Source organism: Enterobacter cloacae complex sp. CDL013 (genome assembly GCF_049238805.1).
Taxonomy (GTDB): domain Bacteria; phylum Pseudomonadota; class Gammaproteobacteria; order Enterobacterales; family Enterobacteriaceae; genus Enterobacter; species Enterobacter hormaechei_C.
Genome location: NZ_JBMKGT010000003.1, coordinates 390,341 through 415,239, shown reverse-complemented (window position 1 = coordinate 415,239; position 24,899 = coordinate 390,341). Strand labels below are relative to the sequence as shown.

21 protein-coding genes and 1 other RNA gene are annotated in these 24,899 nt (G+C 55.9%); 14 read left to right on the top strand and 8 right to left on the bottom strand.

Annotated features, from left to right (window positions below):
- Positions 1–3 precede the first annotated feature (3 nt).
- Complete coding sequence (gene queC / locus ACOTXD_RS07690) at positions 4–699, bottom strand: 7-cyano-7-deazaguanine synthase QueC (protein WP_015571271.1); 696 nt, start codon at positions 697–699, stop codon at positions 4–6.
- Between the two features lie 66 nt (positions 700–765).
- Positions 766–2,466: an SgrR family transcriptional regulator gene (locus ACOTXD_RS07685; protein WP_058663283.1), complete on the bottom strand. Its 1,701-nt coding sequence runs from the start codon at positions 2,464–2,466 to the stop codon at positions 766–768.
- Positions 2,467–2,567: 101 nt separating this feature from the next.
- Between ACOTXD_RS07685 and cof the strand changes: the two genes are divergently transcribed.
- On the top strand, positions 2,568–3,386 hold the full coding sequence (gene cof / locus ACOTXD_RS07680; RefSeq protein WP_003859037.1) for an HMP-PP phosphatase: 819 nt from the start codon (positions 2,568–2,570) through the stop codon (positions 3,384–3,386).
- Between the two features lie 39 nt (positions 3,387–3,425).
- On the opposite strand, the gene ACOTXD_RS07675 is transcribed toward cof, so the two are convergent.
- The gene (locus ACOTXD_RS07675) at positions 3,426–4,472 is read right to left on the bottom strand and encodes a PLP-dependent cysteine synthase family protein (RefSeq protein WP_061855950.1); all 1,047 of its coding nucleotides are present in this window, start codon (positions 4,470–4,472) and stop codon (positions 3,426–3,428) included.
- 115 nt (positions 4,473–4,587) lie between these two features.
- Between ACOTXD_RS07675 and ACOTXD_RS07670 the strand changes: the two genes are divergently transcribed.
- The 5 genes from ACOTXD_RS07670 (at position 4,588) to amtB (ending at position 10,478) form a co-directional block, all read left to right on the top strand.
- The gene (locus ACOTXD_RS07670) at positions 4,588–5,046 is read left to right on the top strand and encodes an Lrp/AsnC family transcriptional regulator (protein ID WP_015571267.1); all 459 of its coding nucleotides are present in this window, start codon (positions 4,588–4,590) and stop codon (positions 5,044–5,046) included.
- A gap of 30 nt (positions 5,047–5,076) precedes the next feature.
- The gene (locus ACOTXD_RS07665; protein WP_061855949.1) at positions 5,077–6,831 is read left to right on the top strand and encodes a SmdA family multidrug ABC transporter permease/ATP-binding protein; all 1,755 of its coding nucleotides are present in this window, start codon (positions 5,077–5,079) and stop codon (positions 6,829–6,831) included.
- On the top strand, positions 6,824–8,605 hold the full coding sequence (locus tag ACOTXD_RS07660) for a SmdB family multidrug efflux ABC transporter permease/ATP-binding protein (protein ID WP_022650484.1): 1,782 nt from the start codon (positions 6,824–6,826) through the stop codon (positions 8,603–8,605). Before ACOTXD_RS07665 ends, ACOTXD_RS07660 begins: the two co-directional genes overlap by 8 nt.
- 212 nt (positions 8,606–8,817) lie before the next feature.
- Positions 8,818–9,156 carry a P-II family nitrogen regulator gene (gene glnK, locus ACOTXD_RS07655; RefSeq protein WP_006809867.1) on the top strand — a complete coding sequence of 113 codons (339 nt, stop codon included), beginning with the start codon at positions 8,818–8,820 and terminating at the stop codon, positions 9,154–9,156.
- A gap of 35 nt (positions 9,157–9,191) precedes the next feature.
- Positions 9,192–10,478, top strand: coding sequence for an ammonium transporter AmtB (amtB, locus tag ACOTXD_RS07650; RefSeq protein WP_061855948.1), 1,287 nt, complete (start codon positions 9,192–9,194; stop codon positions 10,476–10,478).
- A gap of 93 nt (positions 10,479–10,571) precedes the next feature.
- Here amtB and tesB read toward each other — a convergent pair whose 3' ends face one another.
- Entirely contained in the window at positions 10,572–11,432 is an 861-nt protein-coding gene (gene tesB / locus ACOTXD_RS07645; RefSeq protein WP_058675319.1) for an acyl-CoA thioesterase II, read from the bottom strand.
- A gap of 203 nt (positions 11,433–11,635) precedes the next feature.
- Here tesB and ACOTXD_RS07640 point away from each other — a divergent pair, with 203 nt between their 5' ends.
- The gene (locus ACOTXD_RS07640; RefSeq protein WP_003859018.1) at positions 11,636–12,163 is read left to right on the top strand and encodes a YbaY family lipoprotein; all 528 of its coding nucleotides are present in this window, start codon (positions 11,636–11,638) and stop codon (positions 12,161–12,163) included.
- A 37-nt stretch (positions 12,164–12,200) separates the two neighbouring features.
- On the opposite strand, the gene ACOTXD_RS07635 is transcribed toward ACOTXD_RS07640, so the two are convergent.
- Positions 12,201–12,512, bottom strand: a complete 312-nt coding sequence (locus tag ACOTXD_RS07635; protein WP_003859016.1) for an MGMT family protein — start codon at positions 12,510–12,512, stop codon at positions 12,201–12,203.
- Between the two features lie 170 nt (positions 12,513–12,682).
- Here ACOTXD_RS07635 and ffs point away from each other — a divergent pair.
- An RNA gene (gene ffs, locus ACOTXD_RS07630) (signal recognition particle sRNA small type) lies at positions 12,683–12,779 on the top strand.
- 121 nt (positions 12,780–12,900) lie between these two features.
- On the opposite strand, the gene ACOTXD_RS07625 is transcribed toward ffs, so the two are convergent.
- Positions 12,901–15,390: a BsuBI/PstI family type II restriction endonuclease gene (locus tag ACOTXD_RS07625; protein ID WP_241237780.1), complete on the bottom strand. Its 2,490-nt coding sequence runs from the start codon at positions 15,388–15,390 to the stop codon at positions 12,901–12,903.
- Positions 15,391–15,812: 422 nt separating this feature from the next.
- On the opposite strand from ACOTXD_RS07625, the gene ACOTXD_RS07620 reads away from it, so the two are divergent.
- Both ACOTXD_RS07620 and ACOTXD_RS07615 read left to right on the top strand, forming a co-directional pair.
- Positions 15,813–16,064 carry a hypothetical protein gene (locus ACOTXD_RS07620; RefSeq protein WP_061855947.1) on the top strand — a complete coding sequence of 84 codons (252 nt, stop codon included), beginning with the start codon at positions 15,813–15,815 and terminating at the stop codon, positions 16,062–16,064.
- Positions 16,061–16,276, top strand: coding sequence for a hypothetical protein (locus tag ACOTXD_RS07615; RefSeq protein ID WP_015571263.1), 216 nt, complete (start codon positions 16,061–16,063; stop codon positions 16,274–16,276). The genes ACOTXD_RS07620 and ACOTXD_RS07615 overlap by 4 nt, the downstream gene beginning before the upstream one ends.
- Positions 16,277–16,346: 70 nt before the next feature.
- Here the strand turns inward: ACOTXD_RS07615 and ACOTXD_RS07610 are convergent, their stop codons facing one another.
- Positions 16,347–17,774 carry a PLP-dependent aminotransferase family protein gene (locus tag ACOTXD_RS07610; RefSeq protein WP_061855946.1) on the bottom strand — a complete coding sequence of 476 codons (1,428 nt, stop codon included), beginning with the start codon at positions 17,772–17,774 and terminating at the stop codon, positions 16,347–16,349.
- A gap of 84 nt (positions 17,775–17,858) precedes the next feature.
- On the opposite strand from ACOTXD_RS07610, the gene ACOTXD_RS07605 reads away from it, so the two are divergent.
- From ACOTXD_RS07605 to ACOTXD_RS07595, 3 genes are all read left to right on the top strand, one after another.
- Positions 17,859–18,470 (top strand): YczE/YyaS/YitT family protein, encoded by a 612-nt coding sequence (locus tag ACOTXD_RS07605; protein ID WP_023324239.1) that lies wholly within the window; start codon positions 17,859–17,861, stop codon positions 18,468–18,470.
- Positions 18,471–18,547: 77 nt separating this feature from the next.
- Positions 18,548–19,618, top strand: a complete 1,071-nt coding sequence (locus tag ACOTXD_RS07600; protein ID WP_032608661.1) for a LacI family DNA-binding transcriptional regulator — start codon at positions 18,548–18,550, stop codon at positions 19,616–19,618.
- Positions 19,619–19,721: 103 nt separating this feature from the next.
- Positions 19,722–22,811: a beta-galactosidase gene (locus ACOTXD_RS07595; RefSeq protein ID WP_058652689.1), complete on the top strand. Its 3,090-nt coding sequence runs from the start codon at positions 19,722–19,724 to the stop codon at positions 22,809–22,811.
- Positions 22,812–22,862: 51 nt separating this feature from the next.
- On the opposite strand, the gene ACOTXD_RS07590 is transcribed toward ACOTXD_RS07595, so the two are convergent.
- Positions 22,863–24,422: an EAL domain-containing protein gene (locus tag ACOTXD_RS07590; protein ID WP_061855945.1), complete on the bottom strand. Its 1,560-nt coding sequence runs from the start codon at positions 24,420–24,422 to the stop codon at positions 22,863–22,865.
- Between the two features lie 216 nt (positions 24,423–24,638).
- Here ACOTXD_RS07590 and ACOTXD_RS07585 point away from each other — a divergent pair, with 216 nt between their 5' ends.
- Positions 24,639–24,899 carry a type B 50S ribosomal protein L31 gene (locus ACOTXD_RS07585; protein ID WP_015571255.1) on the top strand — a complete coding sequence of 87 codons (261 nt, stop codon included), beginning with the start codon at positions 24,639–24,641 and terminating at the stop codon, positions 24,897–24,899.

Sequence of the window (24,899 nt, the reverse complement as noted above, 5' to 3'; positions counted from 1 at the left end):
CCCTTATTTCAGCCCGGTCTTTTTCTGCATTGCGGCCATCACGCCCGCTTTATCCGCAAAATAATGATTCAGACCGTTCGCGCGCAGGTTACAGGCGGCACACTGCCCACAGCCGTCCCCTTTAATGCCGTTGTAGCAGGTCAGGGTCTCGTTGCGAACGACATCCAGCTTGCCCCAGTAGTCGGCCAGCGCCCAGGTTTCAGCCTTATCCAGCCACATCAGCGGCGTTTCGAAGCGGGTCTCTTTTGCCATTCCCAGATCGACGGCGTGATTGAGTGCTTTCACGAATTCATCCCGGCAGTCCGGGTAGCCAGAGAAGTCGGTTTCGCACACGCCCGTGATCACCGCTTCGGCCTTCACCTGATAAGCGTATATTGCCGTCAGGGTCAGGAAGAGAATGTTGCGGCCCGGTACGAAGGTGTTCGGAATGCCGCTGGCATCCGGTTCGTAATCAGGCACCGGAATGCTGTCGCGGGTGAGGCTGCTGACGGCCAGTTCATTTAACAGCGTCACGTCCAGCACTTTATGAGCGCGGGCGCCCAGTTTGAGAGCCAGTTCACGAGCGACATCGATTTCAGCGCGATGACGCTGACCATAATCAAAAGTGACGCAGTGCACTTCATCATACTGGTGAAGCGCCTGAATCAGGCAGGTGGTGGAATCTTGTCCTCCGCTGAACACGACGACGGCACGTTTCATAGATCATCTCGACAGTTACAGTAAAAGCGTCATGTTAACGCCTGGCTAAAGCGGCGACCAGCTTCTTCACGCGTTTGGTGGAGGAAGCCAGGCTTCGGTGAAGTCAAACCAGCCGCGAGTGTTAAGGCATATGCCGTTGACGCCCGGAGGCGCGCTGATTTGATACTGGTAGTTAAAGAGCGGCGTCAGGACGGCTGTCTCCATTAACCGGCTGAATATAGCCTGAAGTCCTGCGTGTCGGTCACGCTCGTCGGCCTGCGACTGCACCGCATCCAGCGTGGCCTGCAAATGGGCGAATGCCGGTGCGCTCAGCAGATGCGGCCAGAGCGCATCGCAGCGGAGCCACTGCTCAAGCGTGTACGCCGGCGCTTCGCCAATCAGTCTGTCTCCCATCATGATGTCTGCATCGGCAAGCTGCTGGCACCCGTCCCACGTTTTGGCGTCATGAAAGATGACGGTCAGTTCACAACCCTGCCGCGCAAGGTATGCTTTTAACTGGCTGGCCATGGTGTGAAGCTCAACCGGCAGGTGGTAGACCAGCGTCAATGCCTCTGGCAGCGCAACGTCGGTTAAATCAGGCCACTGGGGGATCGCCCAGCCGGGAAGCAGTTCCTCGGTAGGAGTGATGAGCCCTTCGTTCAGGGGAAGCGTGTGCAGCAGCGTTGAGAGATGAATGATATTAATCAGCCGCTTTGCCTGAAGTTCGCTCAGACGTGGACTCTGTTTTAGCGTGAGGTAGCAGAAGCCCAGACTGGTGCTGTTACTCACCAGCCGCAGGCTGGCCAGCTCGTCGGCCTCGCCAATGGCGATTTGCACCGGGTGGCGACAGCTGGTGCCCAGACTGTAGTCAAAAAGCTGGGGCGTGATCCAGTACTCGATAGCCTTAAGCAACGGATGGCCAAGATGATACTGCTCGTGGCTTTCCAGACGCACCAGTTCAGGCTCAAAAACGCTCAGCCGAAAGGGACCGCTGCCTACCACAGGGTAATCGGGATGCGCCAGACGGCTACAGTAGGTTGCCAGCCTGTGCGCCAGCCAGTAGTCAGGTTGATGGAGAATAAACGTCAGGCACTGCGGGTGCGTGGTTTCGATACGTAAGACGCTGCGGAACAGCGTGCCCATGCCGGGCTGCGATAACAGCGCCGTCAGGCTTTGCCGGAGCTGTGCCGTCTCTATTTTATCGCCGTTATGCCAGTGCAGGGTGGAGCGAATGTAGAAATGCCAGCGCAGGCCGTCAGCAGAGACTTCCCAGTGATGCGCCAGATCGCCCGTGGGTTCACTGCTGTTACCATTAAAACGCGTCAAACCAGAGAATACCTGTCCCGCCAGATGCTGCTCCGCCCGGCCAGGGAGAAACCCCGGCTGAAGCGGCTCCAGCGAGCGATAGTAGGGAATACGCAGCGTCGGCGTATCGTTCTGCCACTGCCCGCCCATAAACGGATGCAGCAGCGATCGCAAATCTTCAGGCGCGAGCTGGGCCAGCTCCAGCGCGTTGTGCTGCTGTCCACTTTTCAGGGCCTCTTCCATCATCGTATTACGCAACGAATCCGGGGTGACGTGAAAGCGTAATTCCCCACGCTTACCTCGTCCGGAGCGGGCGTGCCAGCTTAGCCAGCCCGCCTCCTGCGCCTGGCGCAGCAGGGTGCGAACATGTCGCTCGCTGCAAAAGCAGCGGCTGGCAAGTTCACTGATGGTCACCTGCTGTGGTGCGCCGGCAGACGGGTGCCACAGACGCTGATACTGGTTAAGACGGTTAAGCTGGCGCATGAAAAACCCGGAACAATAATTATCATCTATTCACTATTACTTCCGTATATCCCACGTAATACTGATGCACAAGTTAACCGCATCACATTTCGGGAGTAATCATGGCTCGGCTCGCTGCATTTGATATGGACGGCACGCTGTTAATGCCGGATCACCGTTTAGGGGAGAAAACCCTGAACACTCTTAAGCGCCTGCGCGAGCGTGAAGTTACCCTGACGTTTGCTACTGGTCGTCATGTGCTGGAGATGCGCCATCTGCTGGGGACATTTGCCCTCGATGCGTTCTTGATCACCGGCAACGGAACGCGCATTCACTCCGTCGACGGCGATGTGCTGCACCGTCAGGATCTGAATCCGGAGGTGGCGGACATTGTCCTGCACAGCACCTGGGATACGCAGGCCAGCGTGCATGTTTTTAATGATGAAGGCTGGTTTACCGGGCGTGAGATCCCGGCCTTGCTGCACGCACACGTTTACAGCGGCTTTAAATATCAGCTTATCGATTTGCGCCGCATTCCGGCACACAAGGTGACCAAGATCTGCTTCTGTGGCGATCACGACGATCTCTGCCGTCTGCGTATTCAGCTTAACGAGGCGCTGGGCGAACGGGCGCACCTGACCTTCTCGGCGGTGGACTGTCTTGAAGTGCTGCCGGTGGGCTGTAACAAAGGATCCGCGCTGGCGGTGCTGAGCGATCATCTTGGGCTGACGATGCAGGACTGTATGGCCTTTGGTGACGCCATGAACGACCACGAGATGCTGAGCAACGTAGGTCGTGGGCTGATTATGGGGAACGCGATGCCGCAGCTTATCGCCGCGCTCCCGCATTTACCGGTTATCGGACACTGTCGTAACGAAGCGGTGTCCCATTTTTTGACGCATTGGCTGGACAAAAATAACCTCCCATATTCCCCCGAATAGTGAGACCCTTCCAGCAAGCCAGGCTAAGCCTGGCTTTTTTTATTTCACCAGCTGCGAAATCTGCGCTTTCCACGGCTCAACATCGCCAATATTGGCCTGCACCCATTCTGCGTTGTAATAGGTGTCCAGGTATCGCTCCCCGCTGTCGCACAGCAGCGTGACGACAGAGCCGGTACGGCCTTTTTCACGCATCCTCGCGGCCAGCTGTAGCGCGCCCCACATATTGGTGCCGGTAGAAGCCCCGACTTTACGGCCAAGCTGTGTCTCCAGCCAGTGCGCCGTCGCGACGCTGGCGGCATCCGGCACGCGGAGCATTTCATCCACAACGTCCGGAATGAACGAGGGTTCGACGCGCGGGCGACCAATCCCTTCGATCTTGCTCCCCACGGGGCTGCGCAGGCTCGCATCGCGGGATTGCCAGTAATCGAGGAACACCGAGTTTTGCGGGTCAACCACCATCAGCTGCGTATCATAACCCTGACAGCGGATATAACGTCCGATGGTGGCGGAGGTTCCGCCCGTGCCCGCGCTCATGACAATGTAAGAGGGGACAGGATGCGGCTCATGGGTCATCTGGCGGAAAATGCTGTCCGCAATGTTATTATTGCCGCGCCAGTCGGTGGCGCGTTCGGCGAAGGTGAACTGGTCCATATAGTGACCATTCAGCTCGCGGGCCAGCATTTCGGAGGCCGCATAGATTTCGCAGGCACTGTCCACAAAGTGGCAGCGTCCGCCGTAAAATTCGATCTGTTCAACTTTACGTTTCGCCGTGCAGGAGGGCATCACGGCGATAAACGGGAGGCCCAGCAGGCGGGCAAAGTAGGCTTCGGAGACGGCAGTTGATCCGGACGACGATTCAATAATCGTGGTGCCTTCTTTAATCCAGCCGTTACATAAACCGTATAAAAAGAGTGAACGCGCCAGGCGATGCTTCAGGCTGCCGGTAGGATGGGTGCTTTCATCCTTCAGGTAAAGCTGAATGCCGGGAAATCCAGGCAGAGGCAGGCGGATCAAGTGGGTGTCTGCCGAGCGCTGATAGTCGGCATTTATTTCGCTGATGGCATGTTTAACCCAGGTGCTATTCATCGTAGTTATCCGTTTGTCATTTTGTGCCCAGCATAGCGAAAAGCACAGAAAAAATTGTTGCTATCTGACCTTTAAAATAGAATGTAAGGAGAATAATTTTCTCTTCGAGGTGGCTATGTTAGATAAAATTGACCGTAAGCTGCTTTCTTTGCTGCAAAGCGACTGTACCCTCTCTTTGCAGGCGCTGGCAGATGCCGTTAATCTGACCACCACACCGTGCTGGAAGCGCCTCAAGAAGCTGGAAGATGATGGCATTCTGCTGGGACGTGTGGCGCTGCTGGATCCCGAAAAACTGGGGCTTGGACTGACCGCCTTCGTCCTGATAAAAACGCAGCATCACAGCAGCGAATGGTACTGCCGCTTCGTCACGCAGGTTTCCGACATGCCCGAGGTGCTCGGCTTCTGGCGCATGGCGGGGGAATACGACTATCTGATGCGCGTTCAGGTGGCAGACATGAAGCGCTACGATGATTTTTACAAGCGGCTGGTCAATAGCGTACCGGGCTTGTCCGATGTCACCTCCAGCTTCGCCATGGAACAGATTAAATACACCACAGCGTTACCCATTGAATAACTTCTTAAAATACCTTCAGGAAAAGACCGCGTGCGATTATTTGCCCAATTAAGCTGGTACTTTCGTCGGGAGTGGCAACGCTACCTCGGCGCAGTGGCCCTGCTTATTATCATTGCCATTCTGCAACTGATCCCGCCCAAAGTGGTGGGATACGTCGTGGATGGCGTTACCGAACAACATTACACCGCCGCACGGGTGATGATGTGGGTCGGTACGCTGGTGCTGACGGCCGTGGTGGTTTACCTGCTGCGTTATGTCTGGCGCGTGCTGCTGTTCGGTGCGTCCTATCAGCTTGCCGTTGAGCTGCGAGAGGACTTTTATCGTCAGCTGAGCCGCCAGCACCCTGAGTTTTATCTGCGTCACCGTACCGGGGATCTCATCGCCCGCGCCACTAACGATGTAGACCGCGTGGTGTTTGCCGCCGGTGAAGGGGTGTTAACGCTGGTGGATTCCCTGGTGATGGGCTGTGCGGTATTGATTGTGATGTCTACGCAAATTAGCTGGGAGCTCACGCTGCTGGCGCTGCTGCCAATGCCGCTGATGGCGCTGGCAATTAACCGCTACGGCGAGCAGCTCCATGAACGCTTTAAGCTGGCGCAGGCGGCGTTCTCGTCGCTGAACGATCGCACCCAGGAGAGCATGACCAGCATCCGCATGATCAAAGCGTTTGGTCTGGAAGACCGCCAGTCCGCGCTGTTTGCCGCCGACGCCGCCGATACCGGCGCGAAAAACATGCGCGTGGCGCGTATTGATGCCCGTTTCGATCCGACAATTTATATTGCGATTGGTATGGCGAACCTGCTGGCGGTGGGCGGCGGCAGCTGGATGGTGGTGCGAGGCACCATGACCCTCGGGCAGTTAACCAGCTTTGCGATGTACCTTGGGCTGATGATCTGGCCGATGCTGGCGCTGGCCTGGATGTTTAATATCGTTGAACGTGGGAGCGCCGCTTACAGCCGCATCCGCGCCATGCTGGCGGAAGTGCCGGTCGTGAACGATGGCAGCGAGCCGGTACCGGAAGGTCCGGGTATTCTCAAGGCTGATATCCGCGCCTTTATCTACCCGCAAACGGAACATCCGGTGCTTGAGAACGTCAGTTTCACGCTGCGTCCTGGTCAGATGCTGGGCATCTGCGGCCCGACGGGCTCCGGTAAAAGCACCATTCTGTCACTGATTCAGCGCCATTTTGACGTGAGCGAAGGCGATATCCGTTTTCACGACATCCCTCTGCCACGTCTGCTGTTGGATGACTGGCGCAGCCGCCTGGCGGTCGTCAGCCAGACGCCGTTTTTGTTTTCAGACACCATTGCCAATAATATTGCGCTCGGGTGTCCGACGGCGACACAGGACCAGATCGAGCACGTGGCGCGTCTGGCCAGCGTCCACGAGGATATTCTGCGCCTGCCGCAGGGCTACGACACGGAAGTGGGTGAGCGGGGCGTTATGCTCTCCGGCGGACAAAAACAGCGTATCTCTATTGCCCGCGCGCTACTGCTGGACACTGAGATCCTGATTCTGGATGATGCGCTGTCCGCGGTTGACGGGCGTACTGAACATCAAATTCTGCATAACCTTCGCCAGTGGGGAGAGGGGCGCACGGTCATCATCAGCGCGCACCGTCTGTCGGCGCTTACCGAAGCCAGTGAAATTCTGGTGCTTCAGCACGGACATATTGCCCAGCGTGGTCAGCATGAGCAGCTCGCCGCGCAGACCGGCTGGTATCGGGATATGTACCGCTATCAACAGCTTGAAGCCGCGCTGGATGAGGAGGTGGCCGATGCGTAAGTTTGGACAGATGTGGCCGACGTTAAAACGGCTGCTGGCCTATGGCTCACCGTGGCGCAAACCGCTTTCCATCGCCGTGCTGTTGCTGTGGATCGCCGCGATTGCGGAGGTGACCGGTCCGCTGCTTATCAGCTATTTCATCGATAACATGGTAGCGAAAAGCTATTTGCCTCTCGGCCTGGTCGCCGGGCTGGGCGTGGCGTACGTCGGGCTACAGCTGACGGCGGCAGGGCTGCATTACGCGCAGTCACTGCTCTTTAACCGGGCCGCCGTGGGCGTGGTGCAGCAGCTGCGCACGGACGTGATGGATGCCGCGCTGCGCCAGCCGCTGAGCGAGTTTGATACCCAGCCGGTCGGGCAGGTTATTTCGCGCGTCACCAATGACACCGAGGTGATCCGCGACCTCTATGTAACCGTTGTTGCAACGGTTCTACGCAGTGCCGCGCTAATTGGCGCGATGCTGGTGGCGATGTTCAGCCTGGACTGGCGGATGGCGCTGGTGGCAATCACCATTTTCCCGGCGGTGCTGATCGTGATGGTGATTTACCAGCGCTACAGCACGCCGATCGTGCGCCGCGTGCGCGCTTACCTTGCAGATATCAATGATGGCTTCAACGAAGTGATCAACGGCATGAGCGTTATTCAGCAGTTTCGCCAGCAGGCGCGTTTTGGTGAGCGAATGGGGGAAGCCAGCCGCTCGCATTATATGGCGCGGATGCAGACGTTACGCCTGGACGGTTTCCTGTTACGTCCGCTGCTGAGCCTCTTCTCGGCGCTGGTGCTGTGCGGACTGCTGATGCTGTTCGGCCTGACGACGCGCGGAACCATCGAGGTGGGGGTACTGTACGCGTTTATCAGTTACCTCGGACGCCTTAACGAACCGCTGATTGAACTCACCACGCAGCAGTCGATGCTGCAACAGGCAGTGGTCGCGGGCGAACGTGTATTCGAGCTCATGGACAGGCCGCGTCAGACCTATGGCGATGACGAACGTCCGCTGGAAAGTGGATCCATAGCGTTTGATCATGTCTCGTTTGCCTACCGCGACGACCAGCTTGTCTTGCAGGATATCAACCTCGAGGTACCGTCGCGTGGTTTTGTCGCCCTGGTTGGGCATACCGGCAGCGGCAAAAGCACGCTCGCCAGTTTGCTGATGGGCTACTATCCGTTGACGCAGGGGGAGATCCGTCTGGACGGACGGCCGCTTGCCTCGCTTAGCCACAACGCGTTGCGTAAGGGCGTCGCGATGGTGCAGCAGGATCCGGTGGTGCTGGCGGATACCTTTTATGCTAACGTGACGCTGGGGCGTCCTTTCACCCCTGAGCAGGTATGGGAGGTGCTGGAAACGGTGCAGCTGGCGGATCTGGCGCGCGGGTTAAGCGAGGGGATCAATACCCGGCTGGGTGAGCAGGGCAACAACCTCTCCGTCGGGCAAAAGCAACTTCTGGCGCTGGCGCGCGTGCTGATTGAGACGCCGCAGGTGTTAATTCTGGATGAAGCGACAGCAAGCATTGACTCCGGTACCGAGCAGGCGATCCAGCAGGCGCTGGCTGCCGTGCGGGATCACACTACGCTGGTGGTGATCGCCCACCGCCTGTCAACGATCGTCGATGCCGATACCATTCTGGTTCTGCACCGTGGCCAGGCCGTTGAACGGGGTACGCACAGAGCGCTGCTTGAGGCAAAAGGACGCTACTGGCAGATGTATCAGTTGCAGCTGGCAGGCGACGAACTGGCCGCCAGCGTGCGCGAGGAAGAGTCACTCAGCGCCTGATGCACCATAACAAGGCAATGCGCTAACAGACTTAACCGTTGGTGCAAAACTGAAACGCACCCTGCACTGCCATGGTGCGTTTTTTTTTCACTTTTTCCCGGCGCATGCGCGCCGCGGCGCTTTCCTCCTCACCTTTCACTTCTGGCACACCCTTTGCAATATCACTCTCGTGTTAGCTGCGGCCATTACCGAATTCTGACTGGAGGGGATATATGAAGCTGGTTACGGTGGTAATCAAACCATTCAAACTCGAAGACGTGCGTGAAGCGCTGTCTTCCATGGGTATTCAGGGACTGACTGTCACCGAAGTGAAAGGCTTTGGGCGTCAGAAAGGTCATGCCGAGCTTTATCGCGGGGCGGAATACAGCGTTAACTTCCTGCCAAAAGTGAAAATTGATGTGGCGATTGCCGACGATCAGCTTGATGAGGTGATTGATGTCGTCAGCAAAGCGGCCTACACCGGAAAAATTGGCGACGGCAAAATTTTCGTTGCCGAACTACAGCGCGTTATTCGCATCCGTACCGGCGAATCTGACGAAGCGGCGTTGTAAGTAACTCCTGGCACACAGTGATAGGGATCGAGAAAATGAAGAAAGCAACAATGAAAACAGGTCTGGGGTCGATGGCACTGCTGCCGGGCCTGGCAATGGCCGCACCTGCTGTGGCAGACAAAGCCGATAACGCCTTTATGATGATTTGCACCGCGCTGGTGCTGTTCATGACGATTCCGGGGATCGCGCTGTTTTACGGCGGCCTGATTCGCGGCAAGAACGTACTCTCCATGCTGACGCAGGTTGCCGTCACGTTCGCGCTGGTGTGCGTGCTGTGGGTAGTTTACGGTTACTCGCTGGCCTTCGGGGAGGGCAACGCCTTCTTCGGCAACGTTAACTGGGCGATGCTGAAAAATATCGAACTGACCGCGGTAATGGGCAGCTTCTATCAGTATATTCATGTCGCGTTTCAGGGCTCATTCGCCTGCATCACCGTGGGGCTGATTGTGGGCGCGCTGGCTGAGCGTATCCGCTTCTCTGCGGTACTGATTTTCGTGGTGGTCTGGCTGACGCTCTCCTATATCCCGATTGCGCATATGGTCTGGGGCGGTGGTCTGTTGGCTTCCCATGGCGCGCTGGACTTTGCGGGTGGTACCGTTGTGCACATCAACGCCGCGGTAGCAGGCCTGGTAGGCGCCTACCTGATTGGCAAGCGCGTGGGCTTCGGGAAGGAAGCATTCAAGCCGCACAATCTGCCGATGGTCTTTACCGGCACCGCCATCCTCTACTTTGGCTGGTTCGGCTTCAACGCAGGTTCAGCCAGCGCCGCTAACGAAATCGCTGCACTGGCCTTCGTGAATACCGTTGTGGCAACCGCCGGCGCTATCCTCTCATGGGTATTTGGCGAGTGGGCCGTTCGCGGCAAGCCATCGCTGCTGGGTGCCTGTTCCGGGGCGATTGCCGGTCTGGTAGGTATTACGCCAGCGTGCGGTTACGTGGGCGTAGGCGGTGCGCTGCTGATCGGTATCGTCGCAGGACTGGCGGGGCTGTGGGGCGTTACCGCACTGAAACGTGTTCTGCGCGTTGACGATCCGTGTGATGTATTCGGCGTGCATGGTGTGTGCGGCATTGTCGGCTGTATCATGACCGGTATCTTTGCTGCCCAATCTCTGGGCGGTGTGGGTTACGCAGAAGGCGTAACCATGGGGCATCAGGTGCTTGTACAGCTGGAAAGTATCGCGATCACCGTTGTCTGGTCGGGTGTTGTGGCCTTTATCGGTTACAAGCTGGCTGATATGACCGTTGGGCTGCGCGTGCCGGAAGAGCAGGAGCGCGAAGGGCTGGACGTCAACAGCCACGGCGAGAATGCCTATAACGCATAATCTGAGTGCCTTGCCGGGCGGCGGCTTCGCCTTACCCGGCCTGAAAAAGCGTAATTTGCAGGCCCGGTAAGCATAGCCACCGGGCTTTTTACATCACCCGCGATTACGCATCACACCTTCCTGCACGGTAGAAGCCACCAGCACACCATCCTGGGTGTAAAATTCCCCGCGAACAAAACCGCGCGCGCTGGACGCAGAGGTACTTTCCACGCTGTAAAGCAGCCATTCATTCATATCGAATGGACGGTGGAACCACATGGAATGGTCAATTGTGGCTACCTGCATCCCTTTTTCGAGGAAGCCCACACCGTGCGGCTGTAGCGCAACCGGCAGGAAGTTGAAATCCGACGCATAACCCAGCAGATACTGATGCACGCGCAAGTCTGCCGGTACGCTGCCGTTGGCGCGGATCCACACCTGGCGGGTGGGCTCAGCAGTATGCCCCTTCATTGGGTTATGAAATTCGACCGGGCGGATCTCCAGCGGTTTATCGCACAGAAACTTCTCTTTTACCTGCGGCGGCAGCAGATGCGCGAGTGCGCGGGCTATTTCGGTTTCCGATTTCAGATCGTCCGGCGACGGGGCAGGCGGCATCTTTTTTTGATGTTCATAGCCCGGCTCTGGCGCCTGGAACGAGGCGGTCATGTAGAAGATGGGTTTCCCATGCTGGATGGCCGCCACGCGACGGGCGCTGAAACTTTGACCGTCACGCAGAACTTCCACGTCGTACACAATCGGTTTAGCGCTGTCGCCTGGGCGTAAAAAGTAGCTGTGAAACGAGTGCACCAGACGGTCTGCCGGGACGGTCTCCTTGGCGGCATACAGCGCTTGCCCCACGACCTGGCCGCCAAAAACCTGGCGTAAGCCTAAATCTTCGCTCTGTCCGCGAAATAGCCCTTCTTCTATTTTTTCCAGGTTAAGCAATGTCAGCAGATTGTTCAGTGCCTGACTCATAGTGGTCCTCAATAAACGCCGTGGCGAAAGATACGCTGAGTATAACGCAGAAACGATAGTGGTCCGATGGGTAGAATAATCTTAATACCTGGGCAAAATTAGGCATAAATCCGTGATTTGTGCCACACTTGTTTACGTTATGTGAATAAAACGACATCGGATGGGATCGATCCCGCCGGTGCATTGATGATAAGGAGACTTCAATGAAACTCGTGCCTATGTTAAGCGGTGTTGCAATGGCGGTGGCGTTGTCCGCCTGTGCGGATAAGAGTGCCGATGTAGCGGTACCAACGGCGACCCCAAACGGGATTAACACCCTTTCACAGCAAGCTATTCGACAGCCCAACGTGTCCGGTACCATCTGGATCAAACAGAAAGTCGCTCTGCCGCCGGACGCGGTTTTAACGGTCACGTTATCCGATGCGTCTCTGGCGGATGCACCGTCTAAAGTCCTTGCTCAGCGTGCAGTTCGTACAGAGGGTAAACAGGCGCCGTTCAGCTTCGTGCTGCCGTACAACCCGTCTGACGTCCAGCCTAACGCGCGTATCCTCCTGAGCGCGGCGGTAACGATCAACGATAAGCTGGTCTTTATCACCGATACCGTACAGGAAGCGGTCAACAAAGGCGGCACCAAAATCGACCTGACCCTGGTACCGGTGCAGCAAACTGAAGTGCCTGTTGCAACGCAAACCAATCAGCCGACTCTGCCTACACCCCCAACACAGATGTAATTTTCCTTCGCCCTCTCCATGTTGACGGGAGAGGGCGTCAGTACTCCCAGCGATACTTCTGCATATCAATCTGTCCTGCCCCGGACACCTGCACCCCTTCTGAGAGTAATGCCTGACGCTGGCGCTGCAAGTCTGGCCCGGTGAGGGAAATGGCACCATGGCGATTGACGACCCGGTGCCACGGTAACGTGCTTCCCTCCGGTAGCCTTCTCAGCACGCCGCCAACCTGACGCGCCGCGCGCGGAGAGCCCGCCAGCCGGGCGACTTCCCCATAGGTCGTGACACAGCCTTCCGGAATCGAAGCCACGATTTGCCACACTCGCTGTGGGAAAGTGTCATGTTCGTCCATTGTTTCTCCTGCGGGAAATCAGCGAAGGGTAATGTTATACGAAGATAAAGAAGATTGTCGGGGCAGTTTGCGCAATAATCCAGCATCCGGTTGCCAGCGGCTTGCAATTGAGGTGCTCCACAGGGATAATGCGCCAGCGCGTTGGTTATCAACGCTCTCAATGGGGGCTCTGTTGGTTCTCCCGCAACGCTACTCTGTTCACCAGGTCAGGTCCGGAAGGAAGCAGCCAGGGCAGACGACGTGGGTGCCGGGATGTAGCTGGCAGGGCCCCCACCCATTTGTGCTTATGCTAAGTCGTATAGCTTAAAACCTCATTTCTTTGCCAACAATCATTCTGATATAGAGCCGATTATATCCGGCTCCCTTAATCGAAGATGACGTTTTCGGTTTAAGTATGGGGTCCAAGGAATCGATCGCCGTTCAGGTGGATCATATGGGTTGGAGCATCAGCTACCCAGACCTCTGTTTCCCAGGATAATTCCATCAGATATTTTGCCATCACTTTCCGGTCAGGGAAGGCTGTAACGTATACCAATCCGGGTTTAGCAGAAGCAAATAATTTTGCTAACTCACCGTGACGCTTTCCATCGACGGGCCCGTGGGAAGTAACTGATTCAATTAACAGTAGCCAGTTGCGTTTTTGCCAATAAAGAACAACATCGGGCAGTTTACCTTTCCGATCAACACTTACTCCCAGTTCCGCAAGTCGATCTTTTCTAAAATGATCTTCCTTCGCGCCAGTATCTCCGATGTAAATAACTTCTGCTTCAGGTGCGAAACGAGGACCAAACTCAACGATGATATCCTTGATTAGCTGGCTATGCGCACCGGGGCTTAATTCTAATTCAGTACCGTCATTCAGCTTTAATGGCACCATCTCCATTTTTCGCGCCATGGCATACTGCTCAACTAAGGTCGGTACGTTGCCCATATGTTCTTCAAGCGCTGTTTTCCATTTGGCAGAACCATAGTTTAATAACACGGTATGTAGTTCAGGCGCTATCTGATAGCAAGCTTTAGGGGAGTTAACGGGGCGATCGGGTTTATCCGGATTGTATATAGCTATTCCGCCATCACAAAACTGATGAAGCGTTTGTCGACGGAAGGTTTCACGCGTGTTCGGGGCGTACTCTTTTCCGTAAACGTCTCTACACCAATCCATGATCGGTGTCACACCCAACATTGGGCGTTCAATTTTCTCCCACTCGCCATCAGGATGAAGATCAAGCAATGCGAGCAAAGTTAAAGCCGAACGCTCGTTTATTTGAGCACGAGGCATTCCAAGTTGACGCAACACATCAAGAGCTTGCTCTATTTTTTCCTGCGCTTTCAACGGGTCAGCGATTTTTCCTTTCGTCATAAGATCTAACTCCCTGTTAATAATTTCGTCAATTTGATTCTGTTTAAGCACTTCCTCATCGAACTCACTACCCATTTTTCGCAATACTTGCATTGATGGATAATGTATTGATCTTAAATCAGAGGCATTTACCTGAGTATGCCCACCAAACTGACGGTAATACTTATCCAGCAAAGTGCAGTTCAGATAGACATAAAGCCCGCGGGCGAGATCCGCATCCATACCCATCTTCTGAATATGGAACACATTGGTTTTATTATCGAAACCGATCAACTCACCAGGAAGTGAGGAGTCATATAATGTTGCGACAATGCGACGCTTCTCCTCTTTGCTGCTAAATCTTTTCAAAATCAGGAAGTAACCCTGGTTTTTCCATAACCAGGGACGTGATGATTCGGAAACCCTAATTGCATTAGGCTTTTTCCCATCAAGGGGCCAATTCACTTTGCCGTTCAAATGCTGAGGAAAAAGTAGCGGCACTGACCCGGAATCCATTCTTTCTCTGAGGTCCTTTTTAAGGCGAAAGTCAACTACCGGCCCAGTACTAACCTGAACATTAAGCTCGTCCAGAGTTGTTGTAAAAGGGGATAATCTCTCGATTATGTCCTGTTCTCTGGGACTTGCAGCGATATGAATGAACTTTTGTTTGTCTGCTGGGTTAACTATTTTGTCTATCGACACCTTGCGCTGCGTCATATCGGTGGCCGTGATTTGCCCGGATTCTTCATCAAGATGAAAATCTGACGTTGGGCTGGAGGTGATAATAACCTGCCCCTGCGGAACGCCTTTAACACAGTGAATGATGATATTTTCTTGAAGCACTTCATCCTCAGCAAATGCCGCATTACGGGAGTCGAAAATGTGGATGTGCTTGATGGACGTTTCAGTGAGTAAATGCTCACGGAAAGGCTGATAGTAAGGGCCATTACAGAAAGAGCGTGGAATAATCGCCACTAACTCTCCTCCCTTTTTCAGTTGTTTCAAAGCTAACGCCACAAACCCAGAGTATAGGTTGACCGTTTCTATGCCTGCATTGCGTAAAGAGGCCCGGTGAGCGCTCGACGAGAGAATTTTTTTATAAGGGGGATTCATAATCACATGGCTATAAGTCCCTGGCTCTTCACTAGTCGATATTTTTTTAGCCAGAAGACTTGCCTCAAGTATGTAATCTACCTTACTAATTTTATGGGTTAATTTTCCATTTGCAGCCTCATCACAGGCTTTCAGTGTTTTGCTAAGATACGGAAGCATCACTTCTGCAATGTCGATGGCGTCGAGCTCCATCTTGCCGACATCAAGGCGCAACGCTCGTTCTACGAACGCCGCAGAGAGCGACCCCACTCCGCAGCCTGGATCGAGTAGCTTGATGTCACCTTTTATGTCGTCAAACAGGCTTGCCATGAACAGACAAATCGGAGCCGGTGTCATAAACTGACCGAGTGCAGATTTTGTCTTTGGATTTAACAGCTTATTCGCTTCTTTTCTATGCTGATCAGCCAGTTCCAACAAGCGCATCATATTTCCACTAGGTAACAAAAAAGTTCAAATTGCATACTGCTCCTGTGTCATCCGGAACAATATTAAGAGTCAGAATGCGTCACATGCCGACAATGTTACTACAAACAGAGCAGCGATCAGGATATCTTTAGTCCGTAAAAGGCCGCTTTGCCGATCGCCAGCCTATCCTGCGCCACCGCTAATGGTAAACCCAGTGTCAACAGTCCGTAGCTGTTCAACGGTTGCTTTACCGGTTCTGCTATCCAGGCGTGTAATACAGACTTCATTTAACTGAAATAATAATGTCATAAACCTGTAATAATAGACTGTCATTTTATTTTTGGATGCCTTTATTCTGTCATAAGCTAAAAAATATATATCTGGATAACAAACTTATCTTCATGTATTAAATTAAACACGTGTTCCGAAAGGATGTGACAATCATGGTTGCTGCGGTTTTAAACGTTAAAATTGATGAAGCGCTAAAAGAAAGACTTCGCCACTATGCGGAAGACAATAATGAGAATTTAAGCGTGACCACAGAGAAACTGCTGCTGCTGGCATTTGAAGCAGTAGAAGAGGCGGGAGTATCGGAAGAGGATGTTGATAATCAGCATACGGAAGAAGAGAGCGTAACTCCATTTACTCCTAAAGAAATCAAAGCACTACGTAAACTTCTGAAGAAGAGAAAATGAAACAACAACTATCGACTGCCAGTGACTACAACGAGGCCTGCAATCTGTTACGTTCCGGCTACGTGAAACATGTTCGTCTTGGCTGGAATGTAGGAAGTGATGAGTTCTTTCGAATTGCGTCTGACTGGTGTGATACCGGTGCAAAAATAAAGAAAGAAGGGGATAATTTCATTATTTCGCTGAAAGGCTTCCCGATTCCTCCTCAACATTAAGCTGTTCTTCATGAAAACTGCTGACTGCATGCGTTACAGTCAGCAGTTTTTATTGTTTCTGGCGAATAATTTACACCAGGCTCCGTTTTACTGGCGCTACACTTTTATTTAACGCACGCCACAGCGGTTTGATCCGCAATAATGCCTCTTCAAGTTCTGGCGGACTGAGTGAGAAGGGCATTCGCAGATAGCGGTCAAACGCGCCTGAAAGCCCAAAGCGCGTGCCGGTGCCCATAATGATGCCTGTCGTCTCGGCGCGTGCCGCCAGCTGCGTCGCCAGCATGCCGGGTAATTCAATCCAGTATGAGAGCCCTCCCTCCGCCTCCGCTTCCTGAAACCGCCATTCGGGGAAATGTTCCCGCAGCATCTGACCGCAGCGGTCGCGACGTTCTGCCAGCATTTCCCGCCGGGCAGGCAGGAAGGTTTCACTGTTTTCGATAAGCCACAGCGTGGCCAGTTGTTCCAGCACCGGAGAACCCAGATCCAGCGTGTCGCGCGTCTGCGCGAGCGTGGCGATAGTGCGGGACGAGGCGCGGATCCAGCCGAGACGCAGCCCACCCCAGAAACTTTTGCCTGCGGAACCCAGCGTCATCACCGCGGCCTCCGGGTTAAAGGCGGCCAGCGGCGGCGGCGGGGGAGCATCGAACCAGAGATCGACCATGGTTTCATCCACCACCAGCGTGGTGCGGGTTTGCGCGGCGATGTCGGTTATGGTCTGGCGCGTCGCGGCATCCATGCAACGCCCGGTCGGATTATGAAAATCCGGCATCAGATAGGCCAGACGCGGGGCGGTCTGGGCGAGCGTTGCGGCAAAACCGTCGGTATCCCAACCCGTTTCAGGCAGCGAGACGCCCACGGGCCGGCATAGTGCTCCCTGAATGGCGGCTATTGCCAGCGGGTAAGTGGGATGATCCACCACCACGCGATCCCCGGGACCGGTCATCATTCTTAAGATCAGGGCAAAGCCGCTGACGGCGCCGTTCACCACCATCACTTCGTCTGCCCGGGTGGGCAGACCGCGTGCGGTGTAGCGGGCGGCGATAGCTTCACGCAGCGCCGGAAGCCCAAGCTGATCGTACCCGGTCAGCGCCAGATTCGGCGTGATGGCCGTCAGCGCGTGGGCGTAGGCCTGGTGGATCTCTGGCCCCGCGTTGAGCGCGGCGGTTGAGAGATCCAGCGCCGCACTGGCTGTGGAAAGCGTGGGCACGGCGCGGCTGTCTGGCAGGATCGCCCGTGAACCGCTGCCGTGACGGCTCTCCAGATAACCTTCTTCCCGCAGATGCGCCAGCGCGCTGCTGATGGTGGTGCGGCTTACGCTCAGTGCGGTGGCCAGCTCCCGCTCTCCGGGCAGGCGCGTGTTTAGCGCCAGCCTGCCATCCAGAATCAACAGGCGTAACGCGTCAGCCAGCTGGCGCCACAGCGGGGTACGGGAAGAGGCTTGCTGCCAGTGCCCTAACAGGCGTACCAGAGACTGGCTTCCAAAACGACGTGATGACATGTGCAGTCCACTATTTGAAAACTGGACATTAATCATAGTGCCATTTTCACCGAAGATGGAACCTGGTTCTTCGGAGAAGAGAAAATGGTACGTCGTCTGGTACAACTTTATGTCGGTTTAGGCCTGTACGGGCTTTCAACCGCGATGTTTATTCGTTCGGATCTGGGTGTCGACCCTTGGGATGTCTTTCACCTTGGCGTCGCCATCCAGACAGGGATGAGCATCGGCACGGTGATTATTTTAACCGGGGCAGCGGTGCTGCTGCTGTGGATCCCGCTGCGTCAGCTGCCGGGGCTGGGCACTATCAGTAATGTGATTTGTATTGGTCTGGCGGCAGATGCGTCAATGGCGCTGATCCCTGAGCTCACCTCGCTGCCCGTGCGCATCACCCTGCTGGTTTCCGGCATTGTGGTTAACGCCCTTGCCACCGGGATGTATATCGGCGCGGGTTTTGGCGCAGGCCCGCGCGACGGCCTGATGACCGGCATACACGCCCGGCTGGGCTGGTCGATCCGCAGCGTGCGTACCGCGATCGAGGTGACTGTGTTGATCGTCGGCTACCTCCTCGGGGGAGCGTTTGGCGTTGGAACCGTGCTGTATGCATTAACCATCGGCCCGCTGATCCAGCTCTGTTTGCCGTGGTTTCGCCAGAGACCGCGCATTCAGAAAGCTGCACAGCCGGAGCGGATTGTTTAATTTTGCGAAGCGCTCACAGGCTATGATGGCGTAACTGTGTCAGAATAGAGACTTCTCTTTTCACGACGCCAGAATGTATGAAAGCGATCACTCTTTATGACGTTGCCCGCGTGGCAGGCGTTTCTTATCAGACCGTTTCCCGGGTGATTAACGACGCGGAACACGTTTCTGCCCGTACGCGGGAAAAGGTCCGGCAGGCCATGGCGGCGCTACACTATGTGCCCAACCGTGGCGCGCAGCAGCTGGCCGGGAAACGCACCCGCACGCTGGGGCTGATGACCAGCGATCTGGCGCTACATGCGCCGTCGCAAATCGCCTCAGCTGTAAAATCCCGGGCAGTGGAGCAGGGGGCTAGCGTACTCATCTCCATGGTGGAGCAACCCGCGCAGTGTCAGGCTGCTTTGCAGGAATTACTGGCGCAGCGCGTAGAGGCGCTGCTGGTGAACGTTCCGCTGGAAGATGCCCTGGCAGAAATGCTTCAGGAAATGGCCTCGCCGACCCCGGTTCTTTTTCTCGATGTGTCCCCCACAGCTCGGGTTAACAGTCTCGTTTTCAATGCCGAACAGGGCGCTGCCCTGGGGGCAGAGCATCTGCTTTCGCTGGGGCACCAGCGAATTGCGCTGCTCGCCGGGCCGGAAAGTTCTGTCTCTGCCCGGGCTCGTCTGGCGGGATGGAAAACCACGCTGGCTCAGGCCGACGTGGAGGCGTTTGCGGTGGCGCAGGGCGACTGGAGCGCGGCTTCGGGCTATGAGAAAGGGCATCAGCTCCTGGCGGGCGCGCAGCTGCCGGAGGCGATCCTCGTCGCTAACGATCAGATGGCGCTTGGCGTTTTACGCGCCTGTGCGGAAAAAGGCGTTGCGGTACCGGGGCAGATCTCGGTTGTCGGGTTTGATGATACGGCTGACAGCGCGTGGTTTTCACCTCCGCTCACCACCGTTCGGCAGGCGTTCCGCGAGGCCGGTGAGCGCAGCGTGGAGTGGCTGATGGCACCTGCCCATCACCACGAACGCAGGCAGGAACAACTTCCCGTTACGTTGATCGTGCGTCATTCCACCGCGCCGCGCGCCGCACAGCAGGCCGATCGTGAAGATCTTGCGCAACAGCTCAGAACGCTGGCGCTGCTGGCGGAGAAACTGGCGCGCAGCTAGCACTTTTGTGATCGTGCTCGCCTGGTGACGATCAAAGTCTTTACCGCTACCGTTTACCAGGGCATGTTGGCTAAAATTGTGAGCGCTTCGCAAAGAGGTTGATATGTCTTCTACATTGCCGCTGACTCTCAGCGCACTTCTGGCGCGTCGTGACTGGGAAAACCCGGGTGTGACGCAGTGGAATCGTCTGGCCGCACACGCGCCTTTTCATAGCTGGCGCGATGAAACCTTCGCCCGCGAGGATAAGCCTTCGCGGAGCAAGCGTCTGCTTAACGGCATCTGGCGATTCAGCTTTTTCCCGGCGCCAGAGCAGGTTCCGGAGGCATGGATAACGGACGATCTGGCTGATGCCGTTGAGATGCCCGTGCCGTCGAACTGGCAGATGCAGGGATTTGATACTCCCATCTATACCAACGTCACCTATCCGATAAATGTGAACCCGCCCTATGTTCCGGTTGAAAACCCAACCGGTTGTTACTCGCTCACATTTGAGATGGATGACGCCTGGATGTGCAGCGGGCAAACCCGCATTATTTTTGACGGGGTGAATTCAGCTTTTCATCTGTGGTGTAACGGCCAGTGGATGGGCTATTCGCAGGACAGCCGTCTGCCTGCGGAGTTCGATCTCAGCGCGGTGCTGCGACCGGGGCAGAACCGCCTGGCGGTGATGGTGTTACGCTGGTGCGACGGAAGCTATCTGGAAGATCAGGACATGTGGCGGATGAGTGGCATTTTCCGTGACGTCTCGCTGCTGCACAAGCCGGAAACGCGAATTGCCGATTATCAGATCGTGACCGATCTGAATGCCGAATGCGATCGGGCGATACTCCGGGTTGACGTTGCGCTGGAAGGCACACGCTACGCCGAATGCGAGGTGGCGTTTACCCTGTGGCGTAACGGCGAAGCCTGCGCGCAAACCACGCAGCAGCCCGGATCGGCCATCGTGGACGAACGCGGCAGTTGGGCAGAACGGCTTAGGGTGGCGATACCCGTGAACGCTCCTGCGCTATGGAGCGCTGAAACACCGGAATGCTATCGGCTGACAATATCGCTTCGGGATGCGCAGGGTAACGTGCTGGAGACTGAAGCCTGCGATGTCGGTTTCAGACGCGTCGAAATCAGCAACGGACAGCTGAAGCTTAACGGCAAACCGCTGCTGATCCGCGGCGTGAACCGTCACGAACATCATCCTGAGAAGGGGCAGGTGATGGATGAGGCGACCATGCGCCGCGACATCGAACTGATGAAGCAGCATAACTTCAACGCCGTGCGCTGCTCGCATTATCCGAACCATCCTCTGTGGTACACGCTTTGCGATCGCTACGGCCTGTACGTGGTTGATGAGGCGAATATTGAAACCCATGGCATGGTGCCAATGAGCCGCCTGGCGGACGATCCGCGCTGGCTGCCTGCCATGAGCGAACGCGTAACGCGTATGGTGCAGCGGGACCGGAATCATCCGTCCATCATCATCTGGTCCCTGGGGAATGAGTCCGGGCATGGGGCGAATCACGATGCGCTGTACCGCTGGCTGAAAACCACCGATCCCACGCGGCCGGTGCAGTATGAAGGCGGCGGCGCCAGTACGGCGGCAACCGATATTGTCTGCCCGATGTACGCTCGCGTCGATCAGGATCAGCCGTTCCCGGCGGTGCCAAAGTGGTCGATTAAAAAGTGGATTGGTATGCCGGACGAAACCCGTCCGCTGATCCTGTGCGAGTATGCCCACGCGATGGGCAACAGCTTTGGCGGCTTTGCCAGCTACTGGCAGGCATTCCGCAGCCATCCCCGGTTGCAGGGCGGCTTTGTCTGGGACTGGGTCGATCAGGCGCTGACGAAAAAAGCGGAAGACGGCACGGTATTCTGGGCCTACGGCGGCGATTTTGGCGATAAGCCCAACGACCGTCAGTTCTGCCTCAACGGACTGGTGTTTCCCGATCGCACTCCGCATCCCGCCCTTTACGAGGCGCAGCGTGCCCAGCAGTTCTTTACCTTTACGCTGGTGAGCACCGCTCCGCTGGTCGTCGAGATCCAGAGCGATTATCTGTTCCGTCATACTGACAACGAGTATCTGCGATGGTCGGTGGCGCGTGACGGTGCGGTACTGGCTTCCGGCGAAACCCCCCTTTCTGTTGCGCCCGAGGGGACGCAGCACGTTGAGATCCCGCTGCCTGAACTTGTCGCTGAGCCGGGCGAGGTCTGGCTCAACGTGGAGATCGTTCAGCCGCAGGCCACGCCGTGGTCGCCGCCCGGCCACCGTTGTGCCTGGGATCAGTGGCTGCTCCCGGCGCCGCTGTACCTTGCGCCACCGAAAGCAGGCGGAACCCCTCCGCAGCTAACGGTGCAGGACGAGGCGCTGGACATTACTCATCAGCAGCAGCGCTGGCAGTTTAGCCGTCTCACCGGAAACTTGACCCAGTGGTGGAACGAGGGCGCTGAAACGCTCCGTTCTCCGCTAACGGATAACTTCACCCGCGCGCCGCTGGACAATGACATTGGCGTCAGCGAGGCGACCCGCATCGATCCGAACGCGTGGGTGGAACGCTGGAAAGCGGCAGGGATGTATGAGATGTCTGCGCGCCTCCTCCAGTGTGAAGCGGAGCAGCATAACCGTGAGGTGGTGGTGACCACGCAGCACGTCTGGGAGCATCAGGGTAAAGCGCTGTTTATAAGCTGCAAGGTCTGGCGGATTGATGACCACGGGGTGCTGCACGGTGATGTGCAGGTGACGGTGGCGTCTGACATTCCTGAGCCCGCTCGCGTGGGCCTGAGCGTTATGCTGGCGGATATCCCGGAAACGGTGCGCTGGCTGGGACTAGGCCCGCTGGAAAACTATCCGGACAGAAAACTGGCGGCGCAGCAGGGGCGCTGGGCGTTACCGCTTGAAGAGATGCAGACGCCGTATATCTTCCCGACGGAGAACGGTTTGCGCTGCGACACCCGCGAGCTGACGTTTGGCTCCCATCAGTTGCAGGGACAGTTCCATTTCTCCCTGAGCCGTTATAGCCAGCGGCAGCTGCATGAGACAACGCATCAGCACTTGCTGCGGGAAGAGGCTGGCTGCTGGTTGAATCTTGATGCGTTTCACATGGGCGTAGGGGGGGACGACTCATGGAGCCCGAGCGTAGCCCCGGCCTTCATTCTGCAAAACCGCCGGCTGCGCTACACGTTTAGCTGGCAGCAGAACGGCTGAGCCGAAACGTGCGGCCACTGCCGTGGCCGCACGTAACACCGCACAATCGGTTTATTTCCTGAGGTTGTGCGCGGCCCAGAGAATGAAATCCTCTTTAGGCAGCGCCTTGCTGAAATACCAGCCCTGGCCGTACTGCACGCCGTGGCGATGCAACCATTCGATCTGCCCTTCAGTTTCAATGCCTTCTGCGACCATCGCCAGTTTAAGCGATTTGGCCATTTCGATGATGTGGGGAGTCACGTGCTTGTACTCCAGCGCATCCACAAAGGATTTATCAATCTTCAGAGTATCGACATCCAGATCCTGCAAATAGCTCAGGCTGGAGTAACCCGTGCCAAAATCATCAATGTAGATAGCGTGCCCGGCGCGGCGAAATGCAGCGATAGCAGGTACGCTGACGGCAGGATCGGCAAACCCGCGCTCGGTTAATTCAAGGGCGATCTGGCGCGGGTGGACGCCCCATTTGTTGAGCAACTGACTCAGCTGGCGAGGCAGCTCGGGGGACGTTAAATCCGATGGCGCAAGGTTGACAGAAATATGCAGTTCCGGGTGATGGTGTAGCCAGGCGCCTAGATCCTCAAATACCTCATTTACCACTAGCCGCGTCAGCGTTGAAATAAGCCCTGTCTGCTCAGCCAGCGGAACAAAGAGATTAGGCGACAGGTTACTGCCATCTGGCTGCGGCCAGCGCATCAGCGCTTCAGCACCCACCAGTTTTCCACTACACAGCGCCACGATGGGCTGGTAGTGAACCTCGATCTCCCGGTTGTTGATCGCGTCGATCAGGCGGTGACGCGGGGACAGCAAACGGCGGAGAATGCGCATGACAATAAGGGCAGCAACCAGGCTTAGCAGTATGCCAGCCGGTAGCCAGATGATCAGTTGCTGGTGCCAGGAAGCCGCCAGCGGTTTTAACGACACCCAAGCGATCACCGTAAACCCCAGTTCGGGTACAGGTTTCATCACGTACATTGAGCCGTTGTATTGCACGCGCGTAACGTCCTGCTGCTCCTTAACGACAGAGAGAATATACGGGTCGAGAACATTGCTTCTGGCAAATATATGATGGGTTGAGCTGCCCACCAGGGCGGCATCCATTGAGATTTCACCAAACGGAACAACATCCACAAGCGACGCCGGATCGACCATTACCAGATAATGTCCTTTCCCCAGAACGGCCATATAACGCTGAATGCCGAGGTCGTTTTGCGAGGTGAGCCACGCGCTATAACCATCTTCGGTGATCCGCATTGGGGGCGGTAAGATCGCCGTATCACTGGATTGTTCAAGCGATGAGCAGAGCGGTTTCAGGTTATCGATATACATCACTTCCTGGATATAGCGCCATGAGAACGCGACCCGGCGCATTTCGCGTAAATGCGGGGGAGTGCAGGGCGGGGCGTGGAATGTCTGTAGGTACGTGAGCGCCTGTTTTGCCTGCGCAACGACTCTGTCGGTACGGATCAGGACACGCGAGGCATAGCTGTCCAGCGCGTCCACAAATTTCTCCTCAGCCTGACGATGCGCCAGCCAGATACTGAGGCACACAGGGACCAGCACAGAGAAGATCAGTACGCCTGTCACCAGGCTGACCAGATGTCGGGTTCGCATGCTGTTTTATCCTTCCCATATGCCCGCCCCGGGCCTGGAGTTTGCGCGCCAGAGGAAAAAGTTTTTATCGGTAAATGATATAGTTATAGCATGCAACCGTCTCAGGCAGGTATCTGAATAAACCTTTCAAAAACAGGCTGCGCGTCACAGGGGTTGTTTTTGCAGCAAAGCTCAGATAGTATTTTGTTATGTTATAACAATACATGAAGGCCAGAGATGAAACCGAATATCCATCCAACCTATCGCACCGTTGTGTTTCACGACACCACGGCTAATGAATATTTTAAAGTTGGCTCAACGATTAAGACAGATCGTGAAATTGAGCTTGAGGGGAAAACGTATCCTTACGTTACTCTTGATGTCTCCTCTAAATCACATCCGTTTTATACCGGGAAGCAGAAGACCTTCTCGACAGATGGCAGCGCGGCACGCTTCCGCAAGCGTTTTGGCGGCTTTCTTGATGCGAAGCGAGGCTAA